Annotated in this window: 22 protein-coding genes, 1 other RNA gene and 1 pseudogene; 9 read left to right on the top strand and 15 right to left on the bottom strand. The window is 59.0% G+C overall.

Annotation, left to right across the window (positions count from 1 at the left end):
- The first annotated feature begins 11 nt into the window (after window positions 1-11).
- Complete coding sequence (gene ygfZ, locus K7H94_RS03920) at window positions 12-995, top strand: tRNA-modifying protein YgfZ (protein WP_215800695.1); 984 nt, start codon at window positions 12-14, stop codon at window positions 993-995.
- Between the two features lie 52 nt (window positions 996-1,047).
- Here the strand turns inward: ygfZ and trhA are convergent, their stop codons facing one another.
- Entirely contained in the window at window positions 1,048-1,701 is a 654-nt protein-coding gene (gene trhA / locus K7H94_RS03915) for a PAQR family membrane homeostasis protein TrhA (RefSeq protein ID WP_150059328.1), read from the bottom strand.
- Between the two features lie 176 nt (window positions 1,702-1,877).
- Here trhA and K7H94_RS03910 point away from each other — a divergent pair, with 176 nt between their 5' ends.
- Together K7H94_RS03910 and K7H94_RS03905 are read left to right on the top strand one after the other, a co-directional pair.
- Window positions 1,878-2,609 (top strand): MurR/RpiR family transcriptional regulator, encoded by a 732-nt coding sequence (locus K7H94_RS03910; RefSeq protein ID WP_132464566.1) that lies wholly within the window; start codon window positions 1,878-1,880, stop codon window positions 2,607-2,609.
- 124 nt (window positions 2,610-2,733) lie between these two features.
- A pseudogene (locus K7H94_RS03905) lies at window positions 2,734-4,173 on the top strand (6-phospho-beta-glucosidase).
- Between the two features lie 60 nt (window positions 4,174-4,233).
- Here K7H94_RS03905 and K7H94_RS03900 read toward each other — a convergent pair.
- From K7H94_RS03900 to K7H94_RS03865, 8 genes are all read right to left on the bottom strand, one after another.
- Window positions 4,234-4,977, bottom strand: a complete 744-nt coding sequence (locus K7H94_RS03900) for an SDR family oxidoreductase (RefSeq protein WP_150059329.1) — start codon at window positions 4,975-4,977, stop codon at window positions 4,234-4,236.
- Between the two features lie 73 nt (window positions 4,978-5,050).
- On the bottom strand, window positions 5,051-7,924 hold the full coding sequence (gene gcvP / locus K7H94_RS03895) for an aminomethyl-transferring glycine dehydrogenase (RefSeq protein ID WP_021506667.1): 2,874 nt from the start codon (window positions 7,922-7,924) through the stop codon (window positions 5,051-5,053).
- Window positions 7,925-8,022: 98 nt separating this feature from the next.
- A complete protein-coding gene (gcvH, locus tag K7H94_RS03890) occupies window positions 8,023-8,409 on the bottom strand; it encodes a glycine cleavage system protein GcvH (protein WP_058781308.1) in 387 nt (128 codons plus the stop codon).
- A gap of 21 nt (window positions 8,410-8,430) precedes the next feature.
- On the bottom strand, window positions 8,431-9,528 hold the full coding sequence (gene gcvT / locus K7H94_RS03885) for a glycine cleavage system aminomethyltransferase GcvT (protein WP_150059330.1): 1,098 nt from the start codon (window positions 9,526-9,528) through the stop codon (window positions 8,431-8,433).
- 555 nt (window positions 9,529-10,083) lie between these two features.
- Window positions 10,084-11,286, bottom strand: a complete 1,203-nt coding sequence (gene ubiI, locus K7H94_RS03880) for an FAD-dependent 2-octaprenylphenol hydroxylase (RefSeq protein ID WP_125309826.1) — start codon at window positions 11,284-11,286, stop codon at window positions 10,084-10,086.
- Between the two features lie 20 nt (window positions 11,287-11,306).
- Window positions 11,307-12,485, bottom strand: a complete 1,179-nt coding sequence (gene ubiH, locus K7H94_RS03875) for a 2-octaprenyl-6-methoxyphenyl hydroxylase (protein ID WP_150059331.1) — start codon at window positions 12,483-12,485, stop codon at window positions 11,307-11,309.
- Window positions 12,482-13,804 (bottom strand): Xaa-Pro aminopeptidase, encoded by a 1,323-nt coding sequence (gene pepP / locus K7H94_RS03870; RefSeq protein ID WP_222951681.1) that lies wholly within the window; start codon window positions 13,802-13,804, stop codon window positions 12,482-12,484. The genes ubiH and pepP overlap by 4 nt, the downstream gene beginning before the upstream one ends.
- 50 nt (window positions 13,805-13,854) lie before the next feature.
- On the bottom strand, window positions 13,855-14,436 hold the full coding sequence (locus K7H94_RS03865) for a YecA/YgfB family protein (protein WP_058757098.1): 582 nt from the start codon (window positions 14,434-14,436) through the stop codon (window positions 13,855-13,857).
- Window positions 14,437-14,606: 170 nt separating this feature from the next.
- On the opposite strand from K7H94_RS03865, the gene zapA reads away from it, so the two are divergent.
- The 3 genes from zapA to K7H94_RS03850 all read left to right on the top strand — a co-directional run bounded on the left by zapA (window position 14,607) and on the right by K7H94_RS03850 (window position 15,835).
- Window positions 14,607-14,936, top strand: coding sequence for a cell division protein ZapA (gene zapA, locus K7H94_RS03860; protein WP_021506660.1), 330 nt, complete (start codon window positions 14,607-14,609; stop codon window positions 14,934-14,936).
- A 39-nt stretch (window positions 14,937-14,975) separates the two neighbouring features.
- Window positions 14,976-15,159: non-coding RNA, 6S RNA (gene ssrS, locus K7H94_RS03855), on the top strand.
- A 70-nt stretch (window positions 15,160-15,229) separates the two neighbouring features.
- Entirely contained in the window at window positions 15,230-15,835 is a 606-nt protein-coding gene (locus K7H94_RS03850) for a 5-formyltetrahydrofolate cyclo-ligase (RefSeq protein ID WP_058757099.1), read from the top strand.
- A 30-nt stretch (window positions 15,836-15,865) separates the two neighbouring features.
- On the opposite strand, the gene serA is transcribed toward K7H94_RS03850, so the two are convergent.
- Window positions 15,866-17,104 carry a phosphoglycerate dehydrogenase gene (gene serA / locus K7H94_RS03845; protein ID WP_058757100.1) on the bottom strand — a complete coding sequence of 413 codons (1,239 nt, stop codon included), beginning with the start codon at window positions 17,102-17,104 and terminating at the stop codon, window positions 15,866-15,868.
- 279 nt (window positions 17,105-17,383) lie between these two features.
- Window positions 17,384-18,043 (bottom strand): ribose-5-phosphate isomerase RpiA, encoded by a 660-nt coding sequence (gene rpiA, locus K7H94_RS03840; RefSeq protein ID WP_058771548.1) that lies wholly within the window; start codon window positions 18,041-18,043, stop codon window positions 17,384-17,386.
- A gap of 182 nt (window positions 18,044-18,225) precedes the next feature.
- Between rpiA and K7H94_RS03835 the strand changes: the two genes are divergently transcribed.
- Window positions 18,226-19,131, top strand: coding sequence for a LysR family transcriptional regulator ArgP (locus K7H94_RS03835; protein ID WP_021506656.1), 906 nt, complete (start codon window positions 18,226-18,228; stop codon window positions 19,129-19,131).
- 115 nt (window positions 19,132-19,246) lie between these two features.
- Here the strand turns inward: K7H94_RS03835 and K7H94_RS03830 are convergent, their stop codons facing one another.
- Window positions 19,247-19,978 carry an oxidative stress defense protein gene (locus K7H94_RS03830; protein ID WP_222951680.1) on the bottom strand — a complete coding sequence of 244 codons (732 nt, stop codon included), beginning with the start codon at window positions 19,976-19,978 and terminating at the stop codon, window positions 19,247-19,249.
- Between the two features lie 219 nt (window positions 19,979-20,197).
- On the opposite strand from K7H94_RS03830, the gene K7H94_RS03825 reads away from it, so the two are divergent.
- A complete protein-coding gene (locus K7H94_RS03825) occupies window positions 20,198-21,505 on the top strand; it encodes an MFS transporter (protein ID WP_222951679.1) in 1,308 nt (435 codons plus the stop codon).
- Here K7H94_RS03825 and K7H94_RS03820 read toward each other — a convergent pair.
- On the bottom strand, window positions 21,492-22,190 hold the full coding sequence (locus tag K7H94_RS03820) for an IclR family transcriptional regulator (RefSeq protein ID WP_222951678.1): 699 nt from the start codon (window positions 22,188-22,190) through the stop codon (window positions 21,492-21,494). The genes K7H94_RS03825 and K7H94_RS03820 overlap by 14 nt on opposite strands.
- A gap of 61 nt (window positions 22,191-22,251) precedes the next feature.
- Between K7H94_RS03820 and K7H94_RS03815 the strand changes: the two genes are divergently transcribed.
- Window positions 22,252-24,528: an FAD-dependent oxidoreductase gene (locus K7H94_RS03815; RefSeq protein ID WP_420874724.1), complete on the top strand. Its 2,277-nt coding sequence runs from the start codon at window positions 22,252-22,254 to the stop codon at window positions 24,526-24,528.
- On the opposite strand, the gene argO is transcribed toward K7H94_RS03815, so the two are convergent.
- On the bottom strand, window positions 24,507-25,130 hold the full coding sequence (gene argO / locus K7H94_RS03810) for an arginine exporter ArgO (RefSeq protein WP_021506651.1): 624 nt from the start codon (window positions 25,128-25,130) through the stop codon (window positions 24,507-24,509). The two genes, K7H94_RS03815 and argO, sit on opposite strands and share 22 nt — an antisense overlap.
- 129 nt (window positions 25,131-25,259) lie before the next feature.
- The gene (gene mscS / locus K7H94_RS03805; protein ID WP_021506650.1) at window positions 25,260-26,135 is read right to left on the bottom strand and encodes a small-conductance mechanosensitive channel MscS; all 876 of its coding nucleotides are present in this window, start codon (window positions 26,133-26,135) and stop codon (window positions 25,260-25,262) included.
- Window positions 26,136-26,252 lie beyond the last annotated feature (117 nt).

Raw genomic sequence — 26,252 nt, 5'->3', positions numbered from 1 at the left:
AGGACGGACTCATGCCGATTTTCACCCTTCCGCCTCGCCAGCCCGCTGCGGCGTCGCGCCTGCCTTTAACGCTGATGTCGCTCGACGAGTGGGCGCTGGTATCGGTGCAGGGCAAAGACAGCACCTCTTATCTGCAGGGTCAGCTGACGCTGGACGTGGCGGCGCTGGACGCAGCGCAGCATCGCCCGGCAGCGCACTGTGATGCCAAAGGCAAAATGTGGAGCAATCTGCGTTTGTTCCATCGTGGAGAAGGTTATGCCTATGTTGTGCGCCGCAATCTGCGCGAGCAGCAGGTGACCGAGCTGAAGAAATATGCGGTGTTCGCCAAAGTGACCATTGCGGCCGATGATGACGCAGTCCTGCTCGGCGTTGCCGGTTTTCAGGCGCGCGCCGCGCTGGCTAACGTTTTCGCCACGCTGCCGGATGCCACAACCCCAGTGGTGCAGCAGGATGACACCACCCTGCTGTGGTTCGCCGAACCAGCCGAGCGTTTTCTGCTGGTCACCACGCCGGCGCAGGCCGAAGTGCTGCAGCAGAAGCTGGCCGGGGAAGCGCAGCTGAATGACAGCACGCAGTGGCTGGCGCTGGATATTGCGGCGGGCGTGCCGGTGATCGACAGCGCCACCACGGCGCAGCTGATTCCGCAGGCCACCAACCTGCAGGCGCTGGATGCCATCAGCTTCAAAAAAGGCTGTTATACCGGCCAGGAGATGGTGGCGCGCGCCAAATTCCGCGGCGCCAACAAACGTGCGCTCTACTGGCTGGCGGGCAGCGCCAGCAAAGTACCGGACGCGGCCAGTTCGCTGGAGTTGCAGATGGGCGACAAATGGCGTCGCACCGGCACGGTGCTGAGCGGCGTACAGCTGGATGATGGCAGCGTGTGGGTGCAGGCGGTGCTGAACAACGATCTGGAGCCGGACAGCGTGCTGCGCGTTGAAGGCGATGAAAGCGGGAAGCTGACCATTCAGCCGCTGCCCTATTCGCTGGAAGAGTAACGGTTACGGCTGGTACGGCGCAGGGTCGCCATCAGTGGCGACCCTTGCCTTGTTACATTACGTAAAAATAGATGGCGCAAAAGTGCAGCACGCTGCCGCCCAGCACGAAACCGTGCCAGATGGCATGATTGTACGGGATGCGGCGCGACACATAGAAAATCACCCCGAGTGAATAGACAATCCCGCCCGCCGCCAGCAGCCAGACGCCGCCGGCCGACAGTTTGGTTGCCAGCTGATAAATCACCACCAGCGACAGCCAGCCCATGCCGAGATAGGTCACCAGCGACAGCACTTTAAAGCGATGCGCAATGGTCAGCTTAAATATGATGCCCGCCAGCGCCAGACTCCAGATCACCACCATCAATCCCTGCGCCAGCGGCGATTGCAGCCCGACCAGCAGAAACGGCGTGTAAGTCCCGGCGATCAGCAAATAGATGGCGCAGTGGTCAAATTTCTTCAGCCAGTATTTGGCGCGCTGGTGCGGAATGGCGTGATACAGCGTCGAGGCGAGGAACAGCAAAATCATGCTGCCGCCGTACAGGCTATAGCTGGTAATGGCGGTGATATTCGCCTGCATTTCAACGGCCTGGGTCAACAGCAACACCAGCCCCACGATGCCAAACACACAGCCCAGGCCGTGGCTGATGCTGTTGGCGATCTCTTCGGCCAGTGAATAGCCCTGGGCAATAAGTCGGTTCTGTACCATGGCATCGGATTCCTGAACATCGTAACGAAAGTTGTGCTTTTTCTGTGCACCAGAGTAGCGAAGAACAATTTCAGAGTACACATGTACGCTAAAATTATTCTGTGAAGAGGTGTGACAACCCAGCGGCAAACCAATCTGTTACACTGAGGCTTCTTTTTGCCGTGAGCGCCGCCCGAATGTTTTCACACAGCGACCTGTCCCGTTTGAATGACCTTGAGATGCAGGTTTATCACTTCATCATCAAACACCGGGAAAGTGTCAGTTATATGACCATCCGTGAACTGGCGGCGCAGGCGGGCGTCTCGACCACCACGGTGCTGCGCTTCTGCCGCAAAATGCACTGTGACGGCTGGTCAGAATTCCGCATCCGTTTTCGCCTGGCGCAGGAGCAAAGCGCGCCGGTGCTGCTGCCCTCCGGCGTCGGAGAAATGCTGAGCTTTTTTAAAAGCATCAATAACGCAGAATTTGATCAGCAAATTGCCACCGCGGCGCAAATGATCATTGAGGCTGAGCACATTTTCTTTATTGGTGCTGGTACTTCAGGCAGCCTTGGCAAATATGGTGCGCGCTATTTTTCTAATATTGGCAAATTCAGCCATCACATCGATGATCCTTATTACCCGGTGAGTAAGAGCGCCTGGGAAAATGCGCTGGCGATTATTTTATCCGTCTCTGGCGAAACCGAAGAGATCCTGCGCTTTGCCAGTCAGTTCAGCCTGCATCACTGTAAAATCATCTCCATCACCAATCACGACAACTGCTCGCTGGCGAAAATGGCGGATTTCAATCTCTCCTATCATGTGCCGCAGGAGAAACTGCCTGACCGCTTCGATATTACCACCCAGGTACCGGTCATTTATATTCTGGAGACGCTGGGCCGTTATATTGCCCGCCTCACGCAGGTATAAAACAGCCTGTTTTTCGGCGGTAACAAGTCACATTTCCGCGCCGGTGTTATAGCGTGACTTTGCTATTTCAGTTGTTACACTGCGGGCAGTATTATTTTCGCCAACAGCGTGACGAGGTATTGAAATGAGTGAAGGATTGCAGTTACCCAGCGGATTTCTCTGGGGCGGCGCGGTGGCAGCCCATCAGGTTGAGGGCGGCTGGGATCAGGGCGGCAAAGGCGTCAGTATCGCCGATGTTCTCACCGGCGGCGCACACGGCGTAGATCGCGTCATCACGCCCGGCGTTCAGCCCGGCCAGCACTATCCCAACCATCAGGCGGTGGAATTCTATTCGCACTACAAACAGGACGTGGCGCTGTTTGCTGAGATGGGTTTCAAATGCTTCCGCACCTCGATTGCCTGGACGCGCATTTTCCCCAACGGCGATGAACTGCAGCCCAATGAAGCCGGCCTGCAATTTTACGATGACCTGTTTGATGAACTGCTGAAATATGGCATCGAACCGGTGATTACCCTGTCGCACTTTGAGATGCCATATCATCTGGTTAAAGAGTAGGGCGGCTGGGCTAATCGCAAAGTGGTCGATTTCTTTGTGCGCTTCAGTGACGTGGTGATGACGCGCTATCGCCACAAAGTGAAGTACTGGATGACCTTCAATGAAATCAATAACCAGCGCAACTGGCAGTATCCACTGTTCGGCTACTGCTGCTCCGGCGTCGTGTTCACAGAGCATGAAAAGCCGGAGCAGACGATGTATCAGGTGATGCATCACCAGTTCGTTGCCAGTGCCAAAGTGGTGAAGCGCGGCCACGAAATCAACCCGGATTTCCAGATTGGCTGCATGATCGCCATGGTACCGGTCTATCCGTTCTCCTGCCATCCGGATGACGTGATGCGCGCACAGGAGTCGATGCATCAGCGCTACGTGTTCAGCGACGTGCAGATGCGCGGCGCGTACCCGGCTTATACGCTTAAAGAGTGGGCGCGCAAGGGCTATCACATTGAGATGGAAGCCGATGACGCCGAAACGCTGCGTCAGGGCTGCTGCGACTACATCGGTTTCAGCTACTACATGAGCAATGCGGTGGACACCAAAGCCAGCGGCGTCGACGACCCGATCACCGGCTTCGACGGCGTAGTGCCTAACCCGCATGTGAAAGCGTCCGACTGGGGCTGGCAGATTGATCCGGTCGGCCTGCGCTACGTGCTGAATGCGCTGTATGAGCGCTATCAGAAGCCGCTGTTTATCGTTGAGAACGGCTTTGGTGCCATTGATAAAGCCAATGCTGAGGGCGTAATCGAAGATGACTACCGCATTGATTATCTGCGCGCGCACATCGAAGAGATGAAAAAAGCGGTGGCGCTGGATGGTGTCGATCTGCTGGGCTATACGCCGTGGGGCTGCATCGACTGCGTCTCCTTTACCACCGGCCAGTACAGCAAGCGCTACGGCTTTATCCACGTTGATAAAAACGATGACGGCAGCGGCAGCTTTGCCCGTTCGAAGAAGAAGAGTTTCGCCTGGTATCAGCAGGTAATTGCCAGCAATGGTGAAGTGTTGTAACCGCTAATGGCGCGCGACGTATAAATGTGCGCCGCGCGCAGACAGGCTGTGAAGTGCGGCTCAACGGCCGCCTGATGCATCAATAAAGCTGCCGGTGACGTATGAAGCGGCGTCACTGGCCAGCCAGACGATGGCGGCAGCGATCTCCTCCGCCTGGCCGCCGCGCTGCATCGGCAGCGATGCCGCGAGACGATCAACGCGCCCCGGCTCGCCGCCGTCGGCATGCATATCGGTGTAGATCAGCCCTGGCCGCACGCTATTGACGCGAATCCCCTGCGCCGCCACTTCCAGTGACAATCCTCTGGTCAGCGTATCCATCGCGCCTTTCGACGCCGCGTAATCGACATACTCATTGGGCGAGCCGGTACGCGCGGCCGCTGACGAGACGTTAACAATGGCGCCGCCCTGACCGCCGTGTGCGGTGCTCATGCGTTTTACCGCTTCGCGACAGCAGATAAACGTGCCGGTGACGTTGGTTGCCAGCACGCGCTGAATGCGCGCAGCATCCAGATCCTCAACCCGGCACTGGGAGAGGAGAATACCGGCGTTATTCACCAGCACGCGCAGCGCGCATGGCTGCTGATCCAGCTGGCGGAACATGCGCACCACCTGCGCTTCATCGGCAATATCCGCCTGTAAGGCAAACGCGCTGCCGCCCTGCGCTTCGATATCTGCTACCACCTGCAACGCTTCTGCTGCGCGCTGCCGGAAATTGATTGCCACGCGATAACCTGCCTGCGCCAGCAGCAGCGATGTTGCCCGTCCAATTCCGCGGCTACCGCCGGTGACCAGTGCCAGATCCATATGCTTCTCCCATAAAAAAAGGCCGACAAATCGGCCTTTAGTATTACTGAAGGGTTTGAATTACGCCTGCTGATTACTGGTATTCGCTCATCGGAACGCATGAACAGAACACATTGCGATCGCCAAACACATCGTCGAGACGCTTAACGGTCGGCCAGTATTTGTTGGCGCTGCCGGCCGGGAAGACCGCCAGCTCGCGGCTGTACGGATGAGTCCAGTCGCCGACGATTTCCATCTGGGTATGCGGTGCATTCACCAGCGGGTTGTCGTCAGCCGGCCATTCACCGTCGGCCACGCGATCGATTTCCATGCGGATCGCCAGCATCGCGTCAATAAAGCGGTCCAGCTCGATTTTGCTCTCGGATTCGGTCGGCTCGACCATCAGCGTGCCGGCGACCGGGAACGACATTGTCGGCGCATGGAAGCCGTAGTCGATCAGGCGTTTCGCGATATCCAGCTCGCTGATGCCGGTCTGCTCTTTCAGCGGACGAATGTCGAGAATGCACTCATGCGCCACGCGGCCGTCGCGGCCGGCGTACAGAATCGGGTACGCTGACTGCAGCCGGCTGGCGATGTAGTTGGCGTTGAGAATCGCCACCGAGCTGGCCTGCTTCAGCCCTTCTGCGCCCATCATGCGAATGTACATCCAGCTAATGGGCAGAATAGATGCGCTGCCGAACGGCGCCGCAGAAACCGCGCCCTGCTGGGTCAGCACGCCGTCAATCTGCACCACGCTATGGCCCGGTACGAATGGTGCCAGATGCGCTTTTACCCCGATGGGCCCCATGCCCGGACCGCCACCGCCGTGCGGAATGCAGAAGGTTTTGTGCAGGTTGAGATGCGACACGTCAGCGCCAATGTAGCCAGGCGTGGTGATCCCGACCTGCGCGTTCATGTTTGCGCCGTCGAGGTACACCTGGCCGCCGTACTGATGCACGATCTGGCACACTTCGCGAATGGTCTCTTCGTAGACGCCGTGCGTCGACGGATAGGTCACCATGATGCACGACAGCGCATCACCGGCCTGCGCTGCTTTTTCACGCAGATCGCCGAGATCGATGTTGCCCTGCTTATCACAGGCCACCACCACCACCGCCATGCCCGCCATCTGCGCGGACGCCGGGTTGGTGCCGTGCGCCGAGCTCGGGATCAGACAGATCGTGCGGCCCGCTTCATTACGGCTCTCATGATAGCGACGGATGGCCAGCAGACCGGCGTATTCGCCCTGCGCACCAGAGTTCGGCTGCATGCACAGCGCATCGTACCCGGTGAGCTGAACCAGCCACTGGGACAGCTGGCCGATCATCTGCAGATAACCGCTCGCCTGCTCTGCCGGGCAGAACGGGTGCAGTTCAGCGAATTCCGGCCAGGTGATCGGAATCATTTCGGCGGCGGCATTCAGTTTCATGGTGCATGAGCCGAGCGGGATCATCGCCTGATTCAGCGCCAGATCCTTTTTCTCCAGGCTGTGCATGTAGCGCATCATCTCAGTTTCGCTGTGATGACGGTTGAACACCGGATGGGTAAGGAATTCGCTGGTACGTTGCTGGCCTGCCGGAATGGCGCTGTTTTCCGCCGCCACCGCGGCGTCCAGCGCCTCGATATCCTGGCCGTGCGCGTCGCCCAGCAGAATGGCAAACAGCGCCAGCACGTCTTCACGCGTGGTGGTTTCATCCAGCGTGATACCGACCGCATTGAGGATATCGCTGCGCAGGTTGACGCCGAAGCTCAGCGCACGGTTCAGCACCGCCGCTTTGTCCGCGACTTCAACGGTCAGCGTATCGAACCAGCTGTGATGGCGCAGCTTCAGGCCGCCGTTTTGCAGGCCTGCTGCCAGAATCGAGGTCAGACGGTGAATGCGCGAGGCGATGCGCTTCAGTCCGGCCGGGCCATGGTAAACCGCGTACAGGCCGGCGATATTCGCCAGCAGCACCTGTGAAGTACAGATGTTGGAGTTGGCTTTCTCACGGCGGATGTGTTGTTCGCGCGTCTGCATCGCCATGCGCAGCGCGGTGTTACCGGCGGCATCGCGTGACACACCGATGATACGGCCCGGCATGGAGCGCTTGTGCTCATCACGGCTGGCAAAGAAGGCCGCGTGCGGACCGCCGTAACCCATCGGTACGCCAAAGCGCTGGGCGGAACCGAAGACGATATCAGCACCCTGTTTGCCCGGCGCTTCCAGCTGCACCAGCGCCATGAAATCCGCCGCCACGCTCACCACCACTTTGCGGCTTTTCAGCTCAGCAATCAGTTCACGGTAGTCGTGCACTTCTCCGCTGGTACCGACCTGCTGCAGCAGCACGCCAAACAGATCGTCGTGCTCGCGGGCTTTTTCGGCGCGATCAATAATCAGCTCAAAGCCAAAGGTTTCAGCGCGGGTGCGCACCACATCCAGCGTTTGCGGATGGATGTCATCGGCGATAAAGAATTTGGTCGCGTTTTTCAGCTTGCTGACGCGTTTAGCCATCGCCATCGCTTCGGCGGCCGCGGTGGCTTCATCCAGCAGCGAAGCTGAAGCGATATCCAGCCCGGTGAGATCGAGCGTCAGGGTCTGAAAATTGAGCAGCGCTTCCAGACGGCCCTGCGACACTTCCGGCTGATACGGCGTGTACGCCGTGTACCAGCCCGGATTTTCCAGCATGTTGCGCAGAATCACCGGCGGGGTGATCACGGCGCTGTAACCCATTCCAATCCAGGATTTGTAACGCTGATTCTGGCTGGCAATGGCTTTCAGCTCTGCCAGCGCCTGCTGTTCAGTCGCGGCATCGCCTACCGCCGGCGGGCCTGGCAGCTGGATATCAGCAGGCACAATTGAAGCGATCAGCGAAGCCAGCGAGCTGGCACCAATCGCTTCCAGCATGGTGGCCTGCTGCGCGGCATCAGGACCGATATGGCGCTCAATAAAAGCACCGTTATGTTCGAGCTGGCTGAGAGTCTGGGTCATTTACAGTACATCCTGAATCGGGCTGGGTGACAAAATGGCATTAAATCAGGCAGATAAAAAAGAAGGCGCCGCAGTGCGGCACCTTCAGAGACTACCGGTTACTCGTCGATGGACGCTTTGTAGGCGGCGGCATCGAGCATCGCGTCGAGCTCGGACTCGTCGCTGGCTTTGATGCGGAACAGCCAGCCGGCGGCGTACGGTTCGCTGTTCACCAGCTCCGGGGCATCGCCCAGCGCTTCGTTAACCGCCACAATTTCGCCGCTCAGCGGGGCATAGATATCCGATGCCGCTTTCACGGATTCGGCTACCGCACAGTCGTCACCGGCGGCAAAGCTGGCGCCCACGTCAGGCAGGTCGACAAACACCATGTCGCCCAGCAGTTCCTGCGCGTGTTCGGTGATGCCCACGGTAAACGTACCGTCAGCTTCTTTACGCACCCACTCGTGGCTATCACGGTACTTCAATTCATTTGGCACATTGCTCATCGCCATTTCTCCTGAAAAAAATTACTGAGCGACCGGCTTGCCGGCGCGAACAAAAATAGGTTTAGTCACTTTCACCGGCATTTCACGATTGCGGATTTCAACAATCGCCTGCTCACAGATACTGGCCGGCACGCGCGCCAGCGCAATGCTGTAGCCCAGCGTTGGCGAGAAGGAGCCGCTGGTAATGATGCCCTGCTGCGGCTGTCCCTGCGCATCGGTAAAGCGCACCGTCAGACCGTTACGCAGCACGCCTTTTTCGGTCAGCACCAGCCCGACCAGCTTTTCCGTGCCGTTCTCGCGCTGTGCTACCAGCGCCTCACGGCCAATGAAATCACGGTCGGCGGGCTCCCAGCTGATGGTCCAGCCCATGTTGGCAGCCAGCGGCGAAACTCCTTCATCCATCTCCTGCCCATACAGATTCATGCCAGCTTCGAGACGCAGCGTATCGCGTGCGCCCAGTCCGGCTGGTTTCACGCCTGCGGCCAGCAGCTGTTGCCAGAAATCTGCGGCCTGAGCGGCAGGCAGGGCGATTTCATAACCGGCTTCACCGGTATAACCGGTCGTGGCGATAAACAGATCGCCCGCCTGTACGCCAAAGAACGGCTTCATGCCTGCCACCGCGTCACGCTGTGCCGCGCTTAACAGGCTCTGTGCTTTTTGCTGCGCGTTCGGCCCCTGTACGGCGATCAGCGCCAGATCGTCACGCTCGGTCAGTTCAACCCCAAACGGCTGCGCATGCTCAGCGATCCACGCCAGATCCTTCTCGCGCGTGGCGGAGTTGACCACCAGGCGGAAGAAATCTTCGCTCATAAAGTAAACAATTAAATCATCAATGACGCCAGCTGAAGCATTCAGCATGCCGGTATAAAGGGCTTTGCCGGGCTGGGTCAGTTTGGCGACGTCGTTGGCCAGCAGGTAACGCAGAAATTCACGGGTGCGCGCGCCGTGCAGATCGACAATGGTCATGTGGGAAACGTCAAACATTCCGGCATCGTTGCGCACCGCATGGTGCTCATCCATTTGCGAGCCGTAGTGCAGCGGCATCATCCAGCCGTGGAAGTCCACCATGCGGGCACCGCAGGCCTGATGCTGTTCGAATAGAGGCGTTTGCTGAGTCATAACCATCCTGTGAAGACAAGTGAGTGTGACGCGCCTGCGCCGTCAGTTTTGAGCGACGCAAACGTTCTCTTTACGCTGAAGTTACCACCGAATACGGCAATTAACCATAAGGAAAACGAGGGTGAAACCTTATCATCCTTTGTGCTGCCCCTGCAGCCACGCCAGCACATCTCACTGCATTTATGTGATTTACCGCGCATATAATTCACCTGTTGCGCAGTAATTCAGCCGAATAATGGAACCTGTGCCGCAGACAAGGGAAATGGTTCGGGATCAAAAAGCATTTAGGATTAGTTAAAGTAATGCGAATTGAGACCTGAAATTAGAATAAATCAAATGACGGGCAATTTGGGTGCAGCGATGCACAATAATGGTGCCGGGGCGGGTTTTGCAGTGGCGTTACCGGGTGCGCACAGGGTCGCGATGGATGGCGACAACGCTGTGCAGTTCGGTGATTCATGAGCGGCAGCCGACTGCCACGCCCACCCTTGAGGGCGATCGCGTAACGTCAGTGCAGGAAAAACGGCACCTGAAAGGGTGCCGTAATAAGGAGGGTTAGCGGATCCAGCCGGGCAGGTCGTTGAGGCCCATGGCCTGCTTCAGCAGTAACGGCTTCACGCCAGGCAGCGTGTCGGCCAGCTTCAGCCCGACGTCGCGCAGCAGTTTTTTCGCCGGATGGTGCCCGGCAAACAGCTCACGGAAACCCTGCATTCCAGCCAGCATCAGCGCTGCGCTGTGCTTGCGGCTGCGTTCATAACGCCGCAAATAGAGATGCTGGCCGATATCTTTGCCCTGCTGATGCAGACGACGGATTTCGCCAATCAGCTCGGCAGCATCCATAAAGCCGAGGTTAACCCCCTGCCCGGCCAGCGGATGGATGGTATGCGCCGCATCGCCCACCAGCGCCAGCCGGTGCGCAGCAAAGTTGCGGGCGTAACGCGCCGTCAGCGGAAAGGTTTTACGTTCGCTTTCCACCTGGCACAGACCAAGGCGCATATCGAATGCCACCGACAGCTGCTGGTTAAACAGCGCTTCCGGCATGGATTGCAGTCGCGCCGCTTCCTGCGGTGACAGCGACCAGACGATGGAGCACAGGTGCGGATCCTGCATCGGCAGGAAGGCCAGAATGCCGTCGCCGTGGAACACCTGGCGCGCGATGGCATCGTGCGGCATATCGGTGCGTACATTGGCCACCAGCGCGTGATGTTCGTAATCCCAGAAGGTAATCGGGATATCCGCTTTGTCACGCAGCCACGAGTTGGCCCCGTCCGCAGCAATCAGCAAGCGCGCGCTCATCATGCTGCCGTCCTGCAGGGTAATAAAGGCTTCGTTATCGCCAAACGCCACCTGCTGCAGCTGAGCCGGTGCAATCAGCGTCACGTCGTTGCACTGGCTGGCGCGCTGCCACAGCGCACTGTGAATCACCTCGTTTTCAATGATATGTCCGAGGTGCGACAGCCCCTGCTGCTCGTCATCAAAGCTGATCGAGCCAAAGCTGTCCTGATCCCACACTTCCATGCCGTGATACGCGCTGGCGCGCAGCGCGAGAATGGTGGACCAGACATCAAGTTTTTGCAGCAGACGCTCGCTGGCGGCGTTGATGGCCGAGACGCGAACCGACGCTGGCGCCGCCGCATCAAATTGTGGCTCAGGCGCTTTTTCCAGCACCGCAACGCGCAGGCCGCTGCCCTGTAAGCCACAGGCCACCGCCAGACCGACCATGCCGCCACCGGCAATCGCCACATCAAATGTTTGCATTGCTGCCCCTTAATTCATGCTTAACGCTTAACCCAGCCGAGCGTGCGCACGGCAAGTGGGTTTCGCAGCCATGGCAGGTGGTCCATTGCCACCAGCCCAAGATTTCGTCCTGCCACCAGCGGGGCATAACGGTTGGCGAACAGCCGCACCAGACCGTCGGTGACGCCAATGGTCGCCGCGCGATCCGGCTGGCGGCGCGCAGCAAAATGGTGCAACACCGCGTGGCTGCCCGGATCCTGCTGGTGACGATGCGCCGCCGCAAGGGTTTCCGCCAGCGACATCACATCGCGCAAACCGAGGTTAAAGCCCTGCCCGGCGATCGGATGCAGCGTCTGCGCCGCATTGCCGACCAGTGCCAGCCGGTGCGTCACCTGACGCTCTGCGGTCTGCAGCGCCAGCGGATAGATTTCGCGCTGGCCGGCGTGAGTAAAGCGCCCCAGCCGCCAGCCAAAGGCGCGCTGTAATTCATGCAGGAAGGTGGCATCGTCCCACTGCTTAACCGTGGCTTCGGCCGCCGCCGGATGGCACCACACCAGCGACAGACGGTTGCCGGACATCGGCAGCAGCGCCAGCGGGCCATGCCGGGTGAAGCGCTCAAACGCGCGACCCTGATGCGGCAACTGCGTCGCGACGTTAGCAATCACCGCCAGCTGCTGGTAGTCGTCGCGCTGCCAGCGAATGCCGCAGGATGCCGCCAGCGGCGAGCGTGCGCCGTCAGCGGCCACCAGCAGCGCGCCCTGTAACGTTGCGCCGCTGCTGAGCGTCGCCTGCACGCTATCGGCGCTGCGGGTTACTGAGGTCACGTGATCCGGGCAGCATAGTGTCACGCCGGGTGCCTCACGCAGACGTGTAAACAGGCGCTGTCCCACGTCATACAGCTCGACCACGTTGCCCAACGCCGACAGCTGATAATCCTCAGCCTGCAGCTGAACAAACCCGCTGTGCCCGCGATCGGAAACGTGGATGTGGGTAATGGGCGTGGCGCAATCCGCCAGCGAACGCCACAGGTCAATTTCCGCCAGCTGCTGACAGGTGCCCGCCGCCAGCGCGATGGCGCGCCCGTCAAAGCCCGGGTGCGCGCGGCTGTCCGGCTGATGACGTTCAATCAGCGTAACCGGCAACTGGCCCTGTGTCAGATGCGAAATCGCCAGTGCCAGCGTGGCGCCGGTCATGCCGCCGCCTGCAATCAGGATATTCATACGCCGCGCGCCGCCGCCATCAGTGCTTCGATCGCCTCAGCGTCTTTTACCACGCTGTCGGTCAGGTTTTCATTACCGTCGGCGGTGATGACGATGTCGTCTTCGATACGGATACCGATGCCGCGAAACTGCGCCGGCACTTTGGCATCCGGCGCGATATACAGGCCCGGTTCAACGGTGAGCACCATGCCGGGTTCAAGCAGGCGGTCGCGGCTGGGCGTGCCGTAGTGGCCGACGTCATGCACGTCCAGCCCCAGCCAGTGCCCAAGACCGTGCATAAAGAACGGACGGTGCGCCTGCTCTTCAAACAGCGTATCGATATTGCCTTCCAGTATTCCCAGATCGACCAGACCGGTGATCATGATGCGCACCACTTCGTCGTTGACTTCATGGATGCTGATGCCCGGGCGGAACATCGACAGCGCCTTATACAGCGAGGCGAGCACGATGTCGTAGATCTCGCGCTGCGGCTGGCTGAATTTACCGTTTACCGGGAAAGTGCGGGTGATATCGCCGGCGTAGCCATGGAATTCGCAACCGGCATCAATCAGCACCAGATCGCCGTCGCGCATTTCGCTTTCGTTTTCGGTGTAGTGCAAAATGCAGCCGTTCTCACCGGAGCCCACGATGGTGTTGTAAGACGGAAAGCGCGCGCCGTGGCGGGTGAATTCGTGATGGATTTCGCCCTCCAGCTGATATTCAAACATGCCGGGACGGCACGCCTGCATCGCGCGGGTATGTGCCAGCGCGCTGATTTTTCCTGCGCGGCGCAGAATGGCGATCTCGTCTTCGCTTTTAAACAGGCGCATCTCATGCACCCAGGGACGCCAGTCGGTCAGCGTCGCCGGCGCGCTGAGGTTTTGCCGGAAACCGCGGCGCAGTTTCTCCAGCGCGCTGAACACCAGCGTATCCGCTTCCGCGTATTCACCCTGTGCGTGATAGACCACATCAAGTCCGTTGAGCAGCTGGTGCAGCTGCTCGTCAATCGCATCCCACGGCAGCGCGCGGTCAACGCCCAGCTTCGCCGGTGCGGCTTCCTGACCAAGCCGACGCCCGAACCAGATCTCGGCCGTCAGGTCGCGTACGCGGTTAAACAGCACGCTGTGGTTATGATTGTCATCGCTCTTGATTAATACCAGCAGCGCCTGCGGCTCGTTGAAGCCGGTGAAGTACCAGAAATCGCTGTTCTGGCGAAAGGGATATTCGGTGTCGTTGCTGCGCGTCACTTCAGGTGCAGCAAAAATCAAAGCCGCGCTGCCGGGCGCCATGCGGGCGATCAGCGCCTGACGACGTTGCCGGAAGGATTCCAGTGTAATCATATTTGCACTCCCTGTAGAAAACGGGCAGCGACCTGCCCACGATGACGCGCTTAGTGTAGCGTAGGTTTTTGCACTTCCGGTGCGGTCGGCGTGCGTGGCCGGGTGAAGGTGTCATGGCACAGCAGCGCGGCAACGCGCACGTACTCAATCACCTCTTCCAGCGACTGTTCGAGCTCTTCCTGATCTTCATCTTCATCGTAGCCAAGTTGCGCAATGGTGCGCAGATCGTCAATCGCTTCGCCGGTCTCACCGGTCACTTTGTCCAGCTTCGGCTGCGTCACGCCCAGGCCCAGCAGGAAGTGATTGACCCAGCCGGCCAGCGCGTCAGCACGATCGAACACCGTGATGTCCTCCTCATCCGGCAGCATCAGCTGGAACAGGAAACCCTCTTCATCCAGCGTGTTGGCCAGGTTTTCATGCAGCGCCTGCAGCGGCTGCGACAGGCTTTGCGAGAACGCCATGCCCTCGTTAGTCAGGTCGTGCACCAGGGTTTTCCAGCTGCTGTCCTGATTGCCGCCGCACAGAATGCCACACAGCAATCCGTGCATCTCGGCGGGCGTCATGCCTACGCCCTGCTGGGAAAGTGCCGCGGCCAGCGCGTTGTAAGTGGGTGTTGCGTTCTGTAAAGACATAAGCTTTGGTCGTCGTTGGCAGAATAAGTTCGTGTTATGCTACCACCAGGTGCCTCAGGGTTTCCAGAAAAGGGGTTGTAACTTATCACGCGGGTCTATATAGTTGCGCACCTCCCAACCCATTGACAGGTAAGGGAGATGCGAACGAAGTAATCAGTCAGGATGGTGGCATGTCTGCACAACCGGTAGATATTCAGATTTTTGGTCGTTCATTGAGAGTGAATTGTCCGCCTGAACAGCAAGATGCGCTGAATCTGGCCGCAGAGGATCTCAATCAACGGTTGCAAGATTTAAAAGTTCGCACTAGAGTCACAAATACAGAGCAGCTGGTGTTCATCGCCGCGTTAAACATTTGCCACGAGCTGGCACAAGAGAAAGGTAAAACGCGCGATTACGCAGCCAATATGGAACAACGCATCCGTATGCTGCAGCAGACCATTGAGCAGGCATTAGTTGAGCAAGGTCGCATAACTGAACGTCAGGGCCCTAAATTCGAATAACACTTCATGGTACTCGTGTTAGAGTAACGGTGAAGTCAATTTTCTCTGAGATGTTTGCAAGCGGGCCAGTCCCCTGAGCCGATATTTCATACCAACAGAGTGTGACGCTCTGTAACCTGTGAGCATGCTCGGTCCGTCCGAGAAGCCTGATGGTTACGACGGCATACTCACCTTGAACCAAGGGTTCAAGGGTTACAGCCTGCGGCGGCATCTCGGAGATCTCCTCTTAGTTCCACCCTGTTATTCCCGGTGTGATAATGTGGCTATCAACAGCCTTATCAGCCGGGGACATCATGCCAGCACTCTCTCTTCTCGACCGACAGGATATTCGTCAGCATGTGCGCCATCTGCGCCGCAATCTTACGCCTGAGCAACAGGTTGAGGCCGCCGATCTGCTGGCTGAACATGCCATCAATTTTGCCCCGCTGGCCAGCGCACAACGCATCGCGCTGTTTCTCTCCGTCGATGGAGAAATCAATACCCGACCGCTGATTGCCAAACTGTGGCAGCAAAAGAAGCAGGTCTTTCTGCCGGTGCTGCACCCGTTTGCGCCCGGTCACCTCCTTTTTTTGCGTTACACGCCAGAAACCCCGCTGCGACCTAACAAGCTGCGCATCCCTGAGCCGCCGCTGGATATTACGCAGCTGGCGACACTCGATCAGCTGGATGTGATGCTGGTACCGCTGGTGGCGTTTGACGCGCAGGGACAACGCTTAGGCATGGGCGGGGGTTTTTACGATCGCACGCTACAGCACTGGCAACAGCATGGCTTTTTACCGCTGGGTATTGCGCACGACTGCCAGCGCGTGGATGCGCTGCCGGTGGCGGCCTGGGATGTGCCATTGCCGGCGATTCTCACGCCGTCAAAGCTTTGGCAGTGGGAAACGCTGGCGGGATAAAGACAGGGCGCCCAGCGGCGCCCTGCACTGTCAGTACAGCAGACGGGCGCGAATAGTGCCCGGAATCGCCTTCATCAGCTGCAGCGCTTTCTCCGCTACATCTTCTTCGGCATCAATATCGATAACCACATAACCCATCACTGGCGAGGTTTGCAGATACTGAGCGGCAATGTTGATGCCCTGCTCGGCAAAGATCTGGTTGATGGCGGTCAGCACGCCCGGACGGTTTTCATGGATGTGCAGCAGGCGGCTGGCGCTGGCGGCGTGCATCGGCAGCGAGACTTCCGGGAAGTTTACTGCGGAGAGCGTCGAGCCGTTATCAGAGTACTTGGCCAGCTTGCCAGACACTTCCAGACCGATGTTCTCCTGCGCTTCCTGCGTTGATCCGCCGATGTGCGGCGTCAGGATCACGTTGTCGAATTCGCACAGCGGCGAGTTAAACGGATCGCTGTTGGTTGCAGGTTCAACCGGGAAGACGTCGATGGCGGCACCGGCGAGGTGCTTGCTGGCCAGCGCATTACACAGCGCCGGGATGTCAATCACGGTGCCGCGCGCGGCGTTGATCAACAGCGCGCCGGGCTTCATCAGTGCCAGCTCTTCGCTGCCAATCATGTTCTGAGTAGATGGCGTTTCCGGCACGTGCAGGCTGACCACATCACTCATGTTCAGCAGGTCAGAGAGATGGCGCACCTGGGTGGCATTGCCCAGCGGCAGCTTGTTTTCGATATCGTAGAAAAATACGTGCATGCCGAGGCTTTCCGCCAGCACGCCGAGCTGCATCCCGATATGGCCGTAGCCAATGATACCCAGCTTCTTACCACGCGCTTCGTACGAGCCGGTAGCGATTTTATTCCAGATGCCGCGGTGGGCTTTGGCGTTGGCTTCCGGAATGCCGCGCAGCATCAGCAGCATTTCGCCGATTACCAGTTCCGCGACCGAACGGGTATTGGAGAACGGGGCGTTGAACACCGGCACGCCGCGTTTCGCTGCCGCGCTGAGATCAACCTGGTTAGTACCAATACAGAAGCAGCCCACCGCCACCAGCTTTTCAGCCGCCGCGAAGATCTCTTCAGTCAGTTGGGTACGGGAACGGATACCAATGAAGTGGGCATCGCGGATGGAGGACTTCAGCGTCTCAGCATCCAGTGCGCCTTTGTGGAACTCGATGTTGGTGTAACCTGCGGCGCGCAGATTATCCAGCGCACTCTGGTGAACGCCTTCCACCAGCAGGAACTTAATCTTGTCTTTTTCCAGTGATACCTTTGCCATTTCCCGACCCTATTCAGAATTCAACGAGGACTACCATAAGGTAGCCTTCTGTCAAAATATCAAAATTTTCCGGCGCGGCAATACAAACGATTGCCTGCACGCCAGCACGCGCCCACGTGCAGACAACACAAATCCACACAAAATCGTGAGATGACGAGAGCGCAAAGTACGAACCTGCTGTTGATGAATCATTTGTGACATAAGTCACCAAATTTCACTGCAGCAAGAAAAGATGTTTTGCGAATGGAAATAACCGGCGCTGGCAGCGCGCCGGTGAGATCAATTGGTGATGGTTTTCACACCGTCCGGCGTGCCAATCAGCGCAATATCCGCTCCGCGTGCAGCAAACAGCCCCACGGTGACGACGCCCGGCAGCGCATTGATGGTTTTTTCCAGCGCAATCGGGTCAAGAATGCGCAGATTATGTACGTCGAGAATAATGTTGCCGTTATCCGTAACCACATGCTGACGATACTCTGGCAGGCCGCCCAGCTTCACCAGCTCCCGCGCCACATAAGCGCGCGCCATCGGAATCACCTCCACCGGAAGCGGGAAGTTGCCCAGCACATCGACCTGCTTGGACGCATCCGCGATGCAGATAAATTTCTGCGCCACCGCCGCAACAATTTTCTCGCGCGTCAGCGCCGCGCCACCGCCCTTGATCATCTGCATCTGTGGATTGATCTCATCAGCCCCGTCGACATACACCGACAGCGCATCCACGTTGTTGAGATCGAACACCGGAATGCCCAGCGATTTGAGCTTTTCGGTGGAGGCTTCCGAACTGGAAACCGCGCCCTCGATCTGATTCCTGATGGTACCAAGCGCGTCAATAAAGTGCGCCGCCGTTGAACCGGTGCCTACGCCAACAATGGTGCCTGGCTGCACGTACTGCAGCGCTGCCCAACCTACCGCTTTTTTCAGTTCATCCTGGGTCATGGTATGTTTAAAACCTGTGCGACATCGAAGTGCGCGTAGTATAAAACAAGGCGCTGTCAAAAAGCGCGGCTGAACGACGTTGGATGTAAGCCTTTGGAAGCCAGCCCGCAAAAACGCGTCGGCCGCACAGCTTCGCCGTTTTATGGCATAGTAGTTTCCACCCTGAACGAGAGAGAACAACAATGAAACGCCCGGATTATCGAACGCTTCAGGCGCTGGATGCTGTGATTCGCGAACGCGGCTTTGAGCGTGCCGCCCAGAAGCTGTGCATCACGCAGTCTGCGGTGTCGCAGCGCATTAAACAGCTGGAAAATTTATTTGGTCAGCCACTGCTGGTGCGTACCGTGCCGCCGCGCCCGACCGAGCAGGGACAAAAATTGCTGGCGCTGCTGCATCAGGTGGAGCTGCTGGAAGAGGAGTGGCTGGGCGATGATAACGGTGGCACCACGCCGCTGCTGCTGTCGCTGGCGGTGAACGCCGACAGTCTTGCTACCTGGCTGCTGCCGGCGCTGAAAGATGTACTGGCCGACTCGCCGGTGCGCCTGAATCTGCAGGTGGAAGATGAAACCCGCACGCAGGAGCGTTTACGGCGCGGTGAAGTGGTCGGCGCGGTGAGTATCCAGCCGCAGCCGTTGCCAAGTTGCCTGGTGGATCAGCTGGGTGCGCTGGACTATCTGTTCTGCGCCTCGCCGGAGTTTGCCGCGCGCTATTTCCCCAATGGCGTGACGCGCTCGGCGCTGCTGAAAGCCCCGGCGGTGGCGTTTGATCACCTCGACGACATGCATCAGGCCTTTTTGCAGCAGAACTTTGATTTATCGCCGGGCAGCGTGCCGTGCCACATCGTGAACTCATCAGAGGCTTTTGTGCAGCTGGCTCGTCAGGGATCGGTGTGCTGTATGATTCCGCACCTGCAGATTGAGCGCGAGCTGGCGCAGGGAGAGCTGGTCGATTTGACGCCGGGTCTGTATCAGCGCCGGATGCTGTACTGGCACCGTTTCGCGCCGGAAAGCCGCCTGATGCGCAGCGTGACCGATGCACTGATTGCCCACGGCCACCGCGTATTGCGCCAGGATGAAGTTGCGGCTTAGCGCCGTTCAGATTAGCGCACAACAGTCGTAGCGGCGCGATTCATCGCGCGTTTTAACAGCGGTTCTGCTGCTGGAAAGCGCGATGAATCGCGCCGCTACAATTTTACAGGCTAACTTACTGCGCCGTATTCGGTTTGATTTCGAATACCACATCCACCTGATCGTCAAAATGGATGCTCTGCTGCTCGTAGGTCTGCTGCGCGGTGGTGTCCGCTGCGGCACCGGCCGCTTTGTACATGCGCGCCATCGGCATCGGCTGGTAGTTAGCCACGTGATAGCGAATGCTGTACACCGAGCCCAGCTTAGCATTGAAGCCTTCCGCCAGGGCGCTCGCTTGCTGTGTGGCATTGGCAATCGCCGCTTTACGCGCCTGATCTTTGTAGCTGTCCGCGTTAGCCACGCCCAGCTCAACAGAACGAATCTCATTCAGGCCCGACTTCAGCGCGCCGTCCAGCAGCTCATTCAGCTTATCCAGCTGGCGCAGCGTGACTTCCACCTGACGCACCGCACGGTAGCCTTTCAGCACCGACTTGCCCTCTTTGGTGTAGTCATACTCCGGCTGGGTGCTGAGATTAGCCGCATCAATATCTTTCTTCTCGATGCCGTTCTTTTGCAGGAAATCAAAATATTGCGCCACGCGGTCGTCAGCCTGTTTTTTTGCATCCGCCGCGTCTTTCGACGAAACATTCACCACGATGGAGAGCGTCGCCATATCCGGACGGGCATCCACGCTGGCCTGTCCTGATGTCACCACGTGCGGTCCGTTCGGCACTTCTCCCGCATGGACCAGACCGGACAGTGCGCCCGTGCTCATTACGGCGGCCAGCGCCAGTGCTTTCAGTTTCACGAAAGTCCTCCTTGAAGGGTTCAATTTGCAGGTCGCCACTATGGCGAAACCCAAAACACATTACTATGCGTGATGGTCTGAGTTTGAAATTAGCAAAAAGTTCGGCTTTGCTCAGGTTTAACGTATCCGCGATCGCAAATTTATCGCTACAGATTCGCTGAAAAGCGCCGCCTGCGTTTCTATTAAAGAAACACTTCTGCCCCTCGGGAGAGTTGTATTATGACAGAACAGCCACTTAGCCAAAGCGCGGTCAGCGTGCGAGCCGGACGCACACGCTTTATGATGCTGGCCCTGGTGTTTATCAACATCATCATTAACTACATGGATCGCACCAACCTGTCGGTGGCCGCCACGCAGATGGCCGGTGAACTGCGCTTCACGCCGCTGGAGATGGGGCTGATCTTCTCGGCGTTCGGCTGGATCTATGCGGCGCTGCAAATTCCCGGCGGATTCCTGATCGATCGTCTCGGCGCGCGGCTGGTATACGGCGCGGGTCTGTTTGCCTGGTCGCTGATCACCGCACTGCACGCTTTTGCCAGCAGCTTTGGCGCGCTGTTCGGTCTGCGCCTCGGCGTCGGCGCCTTCGAGGCGCCGGTGATGCCCGCTAACAATCGGGTGATTTCCAGCTGGTTCCCCGAGCAGGAGCGCGCCAGTGCAATTGGCATCTACTCGTCCGCACAGTTTGTTGGCCTCGCCTGTATGACGCCGCTGCTGTTTCATGTGCAGGCTGCGTTTGGCTGGCGCGGGCTGTTTCTGATTACCGGCGTTGCGGGCATGATTTGGGCGCTGGTGTGGTATCTGCTGTATCGCGAGCCGCACCAGCATAAAGGCGTATCAGAGGCTGAACTTAACTATCTGCGTGACAACGGCGCACTGCTGGAAAATCTCCAGGGCAGCCAGCCGCCGCGTGCACGCTGGGCCGATCTGGCGCAGATGTTTCGCAGCCGCAAGCTGGTCGGCATCTATATTGGCCAGTTCACCATCTCCGCCACCTTCTGGTTTTTCCTCACCTGGTTTCCCACCTATCTGGTGGAGTATCGCCACATGGACTTTATCAAGAGCGGCTATGTGGCGTCGCTGCCCTACTTCGCGGCGTTTTGTGGCGTACTGCTGGCTGGCTTTGCCTCAGACCGCATGATCCGGCGCGGCGTGTCAGCCAGCGTGGCGCGCAAGCTGCCGGTGATCCTCGGCTTGTTCCTCACGCTGTTCATTCTGGGTGCTAACTACACCGAAGATTCGCGGCTGATCATCCTGTTTATGTCGCTGGCGTTTTTTGGTAATGGCCTGGCGACAATCACCTGGGTGTTTGTTACCGCGCTGGCGCCGCGCCATCTGATCGGTCTGGCCGGCGGCGTGTTTAACTTTACCGGCGCGCTGTCATCGATCGTGGTGCCGATCGCCATCGGCGCCCTGATTGACGGCAGCAACTTCGCGCCGGCGCTGGCCTTTATCGCCGTGCTGGCCGCTATTGGCATCTGCAGTTATCTGTTTGTGGTAGGAAAAATTGACCATGTCAGCGCGCGCTGATGAGCCGTTTCGCCAGCGCGTGCAGCTGTTGCAGACGCTGCGCCAGCTGGGCTTCATCGGCCTGCCAGATTTTGGCGAAGGCCAGCGCCGCGCGGTTATTATTGATCGGCTGCGCCATACTGATTTCGCCGTCCTCGCGATGCCACACCAGATAATCGCTGGTACGTTTGCGCGCCAGCAGCGGCGCAATCTGCGCCCACTGTTCGTCACTGAAGCGTGGCCGCAGCACCTCGTCACTCTCCGCCGCCAGCAGCGCGACGCCAATCACCGACTGCCACGCTGGCAGCATGCGGAATCCGGCCAGCGCCTGGCTGGTACTGGTGCGCTCGCCGGGCTCCGAGTGCCAGATGTAGATGACCTGATCCTCCCACAGTACACCAAGCGCCACCACGATATCGCGCGGCGCGTGCGCCTCCAGCTGCGGCAGTGCCGAAGCAAACAGCGACGATCCACGAATGGCCTGCGCCGCCAGCGCATGAATGCCCGGGCCCGGCAGATAGCGCCGGTGTTCATCCTGAATCGTCAGGCCGATGGACGCCATGGTCATCAGCAGACGGTTTACCCGCGTGCTGTTCATCCCCATCTGGCGCGCCAGTTCACGGCCGCCGACCGCTTTGTCACTGGATACCAGATATTGCAGGCAGCGAATTCCGTCAATCAGGCTCTGGTTGGGTTGCGAAGACATAAATCACCTTGTGACGGTAAAAATTCAATCTTAGCAGCCTTCAGGCGGGAGTAACCTTATGATGCAAACTTTCTCTTCTCAGGCCACGCGTGCCTTTCCGTTGCAGTCGTTACACGCCGATGTGCTGGTCGCCGGTGGCGGTCTGGCGGGCGTGTGCGCCGCGCTGGCTGCGGCACGCGCGGGCCAGCAGGTGGTGCTGATTCAGGATCGCCCGGTCCTCGGCGGCAACGCCTCCAGCGAAGTGCGGCTGTGGGCCAACGGCGCGACGTCGCATATGGGTAATAACAACCGCTGGGCGCGTGAAGGCGGCATTATGGGCGAAATCATGGAGGAGAACCTGTGGCGCAACAAAGAGGGCAACCCGGTGCTGTTCGACATGGTGCTGCTGGACATCGTGCAGGCGCAGTCGCGCCTGACGCTGCTGCTCAACACCGTGGTCAGCGACATCGAAAAATCCGCGCAGCGCCTGCAGGCGGTTCAGGCTTTCAACGCCATCAATCAGACCCGCTATCGCGTGACGGCCGACCAGTTTATTGATGCCAGCGGCGACGGCGTGCTCGGCTATCTGGCCGGGGCAGCGCACCGTGTGGGCGCGGAATCACCGCAGGAGTTTGGCGAAAAAATGGCGCCGGGCGAGCAGTTTGGTCACAAACTCGGCCACTCGATTTATTTTTATACCAAACGCAGCGCGCAGCCGGTGCGTTTTGTACCGCCCTCCTTTGCGCTGAAAGAGATCACCGCTATTCCGCGCTATAAACGCCTGAGCTCCGAACTCAACGGCTGCGATCTGTGGTGGCTTGAGTGGGGCGGCCGGCTGGATACCGTGCATGAAAGCGAAACCATCAAGTGGGAGCTGTGGAAGATTGTCTGGGGCGTGTGGGATTACATCAAAAACTCCGGCGAGTTTGCCGATGCCGACACGCTGACCATTGAATGGGTTGGGCTGATTCCCGGCAAGCGCGAGAGCCGACGCTTTCTCGGCGATACTCTGCTGTGTCAGCAGGATATCATCGCGCAGCGCGACCACTACGATGCGGTGGCCTACGGCGGCTGGTCGATTGACCTGCATCCGGCCGACGGCGTGTACAGCGCTCACGACGGCTGCCGCCAGTTCCACAGCAAAGGCACTTACACCATTCCGTTTCGGGCGCTGTACAGCCAGTCGCTGGATAATCTGCTGCTGACCGGCCGGCTTATCTCTGCCACGCACGTTGCCTTTGGCAGCGCGCGCGTGATGTGCACCTGTGGCGTGCTGGGCGAAGTGGTGGGCCGCGCGGCGGCGCTGTGTCAGCAGCATAACCAGACACCGCGTCAGCTGGCGCAGCCGGAGCATATTGGTCAGCTGCAGCAACAGCTGCTGCGCCACGGTGCGTTCATTCCGCGTCAGCAGCTGGCGCATCCGGCCGGTGCCGCTCAGGTAAGCGTCAGCAGCACCTTCGCGCTGCACGCCCTGCCCGCGGATGGCGGCTGGCACGCCCTCACCTCACGCTGCGCCCTGCTGCTGCCGCTTAAAGCCGGAGAACGCCTGCCGGCGCTGACGGTGCGGCTGCGGGCGTCATCCACGCAGACGCTGCAGGTTTCACTGCTGACCAGCGACAATCCGGCCAACACCTGCGGCGATCGGCTGCTGGCCACACACAGCCTGCAGATTGACGCTGAAGAGGCGTATTCGCTGCCGTTTGACTACCGTGCGGAGTGCGATCGCTACCTGTTTATCGCCTTTGAAGAAAATCCGGCGGTTGAAGTGGCGCTCACCCGCCAGCGCCTGCCGGGCATCATGATGGTATTCAACAGCCTCAATCCGCGCGTCGCGAAACGCACCCGGCAGATAAACGACGGCGATTACGGCGTGGATGAGTTTGATTTCTGGCTACCGCGCCGCGCGCCCAATCAGATCCTGATCGCGTTTAGTCTGGCGACGCCGCTGCGGCTGTGGCACTGCGACTATTTGCTCAACGGTAAACTGCGGCCGGAAAGCCACACCAACGGCTGGCTGCCGGCGGCGGACGATCGCCAGCCGTGGGTGTGCTGGCAGTGGCCGGACGCGCAGCGCGCCAGCCAGATTACGTTGCTGTTCGATAATGATTTCGATCATGCGATGGAAACGGTGCAGATGGGCCATGCGCAGGCGGTGACGCCGCACTGCACTACCCACTATCGCCTGTGGCTGGATAACACGCTGCTGGCCGAGGTCAGCGATAATCATCACTCGCTGTGCCATCATGCGCTGCCCCCGGATACCACGTTCCGCCAGATTCGGCTGGAGCTGCTGGCCAGCGCAGGCGCCCTGCCCGCGCTTTACGGCCTGCATGTGCATCACCAGCCGGCGATGCCCTGACGCGCCAGCTGCAGGGCGATAAACCACATTACGCCGCCCACCAGCAGATTAATGATGCGCTGCGCGCGCACGGTGCGCAGGCGCGGCGACAGCCAGGCGGCCAGCAGCGCCAGACCGAAAAACCACAGCAGCGAGGCGCTGGCGGTGCCGAAAGCGAACCAGCGGCGCGCCTCCGCCGACGGCAGCTGACTGCCGAGGCTGCCGAGCACCACGAAGGTGTCGAGATAGACATGCGGATTGAGCCAGGTCACCGCCAGCATAGTGGCGACAATGCGCCAGCGCCCCTGCTTCAGCGCCGCCTCTGACGCCAGCGTGACATCGCCCTGCCAGGCACTGCGCAGCGCGCCCCAGCCGTACCACAGCAGAAACGCCACGCCAGCCCAGGTGATCAGCATCAGCAGAACCGGTGACTGCTGCAACAGCGCGCTGCCGCCAAATATTCCACCGCAGATCAGCGCAATATCGCTCAGTGTGCACAACGATGCGGTCATCAAATGGTAGTGGCGCTTAATGCCCTGGTTCAATACGAAGGCGTTCTGCGGGCCTAACGGCAGGATCAGCGCAGCACCAAGGGCAAGCCCTTGTAAGTAAACAGATAACACAGAAGAGTTCCTGAAAAAGTGGTGTTGCTGTGCAGTATAGTGAGGCGCGGATATTAGCGGAAACGGAAAGAATTAATCGGTCATTAGCGGAACTGATAAAACAAGGGCACCCGCCGGTGCCCTGATAACTTACTCGCTGCGCGCAGGCTGCTGCGCCTCGCTCTGCACCTGATGCAGGTGCACGTCCATCTGCGGATAAGGAATACCGATACCGTGCGCATCCAGGGTGCGCTTAAAGTTCTTCATCAGATCCCAGTAGACGTTTTGCAGATCACCGCTTTTGCTCCAGCAGCGCACCACAAAGTTCAGCGACGAAGCCGCCAGTTCGTTCAGGCCAATCTGGATACCCAGATCTTTCAGCACGCGCTCGTCCGCTTCCACCACTTCACGCAGCAGATCGATCACCTGATCGACATCCGCATCGTAGGCGACGCCAATAATGAACTCGTTGCGGCGGATAGGTTCGCGCGAAAAGTTGACGATGTTGCCGGCGATGATTTTGCCGTTTGGCACCACCACGATTTTGCCGTCAGCGGTTTTCAGCGTGGTCGAGAAGATCTGTACATTCTGTACGGTCCCCATCACGCCACCGAGATCGACGAACTCACCGGTGCGGAATGGACGGAAGGTCACCAGCAGTACGCCTGCCGCCAGGTTGGAGAGCGACCCCTGCAGTGCCAGACCGACGGCCAGACCGGCAGCACCGAGCACGGCGATCACCGAGGCAGTCTGCACGCCGACACGGCCCAGCGCGGCAATAATCGTGAAGGCAATGATACCGTAGCGCACCAGCGCCGAGAGGAAATCAGCCACGGTGGCATCAATATGACGCGCGACCAGCAGGCGATTGACGCCGTTCGATACCACGCGCGCGATAATCATCCCGACAATAATGATGGCGATAGCCGCCACGATGTTCACCGCATAGCTGAGGATCAGCGCCTGGTTGCGCACCAGCCAGCCCCCTGCATTGTTAATGCCGTCAACGACGTTAAGATCTTCCATTTGTTAGCCCTGTTGTTGAGTTTCCCGCAGGAAAGTACAAAAACTGCCAGATTCAATCCGACACTCCCGAGTACAAGGGTAAACAATAATGGGGCGAAGCGCCAAAAATGTGCTGTA

This window comes from Pantoea dispersa, assembly GCF_019890955.1.
Taxonomy (GTDB): Bacteria; Pseudomonadota; Gammaproteobacteria; order Enterobacterales; family Enterobacteriaceae; genus Pantoea; species Pantoea dispersa.
Note: the sequence above shows the minus strand (reverse complement) of the source record. Positions and strands in the feature narration are given on the sequence as shown.

Bases quoted from the DNA above. Each gene is read 5' to 3' on its own strand.
- K7H94_RS03825 (WP_222951679.1), top strand. From the start codon at position 20,198: ATGACAGAACAGCCACTTAGCCAAAGCGCGGTCAGCGTGCGAGCCGGA.
- K7H94_RS03835 (WP_021506656.1), top strand. From the start codon at position 18,226: ATGAAACGCCCGGATTATCGAACGCTTCAGGCGCTGGATGCTGTGATT.
- trhA (WP_150059328.1), bottom strand. From the start codon at position 1,701: ATGGTACAGAACCGACTTATTGCCCAGGGCTATTCACTGGCCGAAGAG.
- pepP (WP_222951681.1), bottom strand. From the start codon at position 13,804: ATGATTACACTGGAATCCTTCCGGCAACGTCGTCAGGCGCTGATCGCC.
- K7H94_RS03910 (WP_132464566.1), top strand. From the start codon at position 1,878: ATGTTTTCACACAGCGACCTGTCCCGTTTGAATGACCTTGAGATGCAG.
- gcvH (WP_058781308.1), bottom strand. From the start codon at position 8,409: ATGAGCAATGTGCCAAATGAATTGAAGTACCGTGATAGCCACGAGTGG.
- K7H94_RS03850 (WP_058757099.1), top strand. From the start codon at position 15,230: ATGCCAGCACTCTCTCTTCTCGACCGACAGGATATTCGTCAGCATGTG.
- gcvT (WP_150059330.1), bottom strand. From the start codon at position 9,528: ATGACTCAGCAAACGCCTCTATTCGAACAGCATCAGGCCTGCGGTGCC.
- K7H94_RS03865 (WP_058757098.1), bottom strand. From the start codon at position 14,436: ATGTCTTTACAGAACGCAACACCCACTTACAACGCGCTGGCCGCGGCA.
- mscS (WP_021506650.1), bottom strand. From the start codon at position 26,135: ATGGAAGATCTTAACGTCGTTGACGGCATTAACAATGCAGGGGGCTGG.
- rpiA (WP_058771548.1), bottom strand. From the start codon at position 18,043: ATGACCCAGGATGAACTGAAAAAAGCGGTAGGTTGGGCAGCGCTGCAG.
- K7H94_RS03820 (WP_222951678.1), bottom strand. From the start codon at position 22,190: ATGTCTTCGCAACCCAACCAGAGCCTGATTGACGGAATTCGCTGCCTG.
- K7H94_RS03900 (WP_150059329.1), bottom strand. From the start codon at position 4,977: ATGGATCTGGCACTGGTCACCGGCGGTAGCCGCGGAATTGGACGGGCA.
- zapA (WP_021506660.1), top strand. From the start codon at position 14,607: ATGTCTGCACAACCGGTAGATATTCAGATTTTTGGTCGTTCATTGAGA.
- ygfZ (WP_215800695.1), top strand. From the start codon at position 12: ATGCCGATTTTCACCCTTCCGCCTCGCCAGCCCGCTGCGGCGTCGCGC.
- K7H94_RS03815 (WP_420874724.1), top strand. From the start codon at position 22,252: ATGCAAACTTTCTCTTCTCAGGCCACGCGTGCCTTTCCGTTGCAGTCG.
- serA (WP_058757100.1), bottom strand. From the start codon at position 17,104: ATGGCAAAGGTATCACTGGAAAAAGACAAGATTAAGTTCCTGCTGGTG.
- gcvP (WP_021506667.1), bottom strand. From the start codon at position 7,924: ATGACCCAGACTCTCAGCCAGCTCGAACATAACGGTGCTTTTATTGAG.
- ubiH (WP_150059331.1), bottom strand. From the start codon at position 12,485: ATGAATATCCTGATTGCAGGCGGCGGCATGACCGGCGCCACGCTGGCA.
- ubiI (WP_125309826.1), bottom strand. From the start codon at position 11,286: ATGCAAACATTTGATGTGGCGATTGCCGGTGGCGGCATGGTCGGTCTG.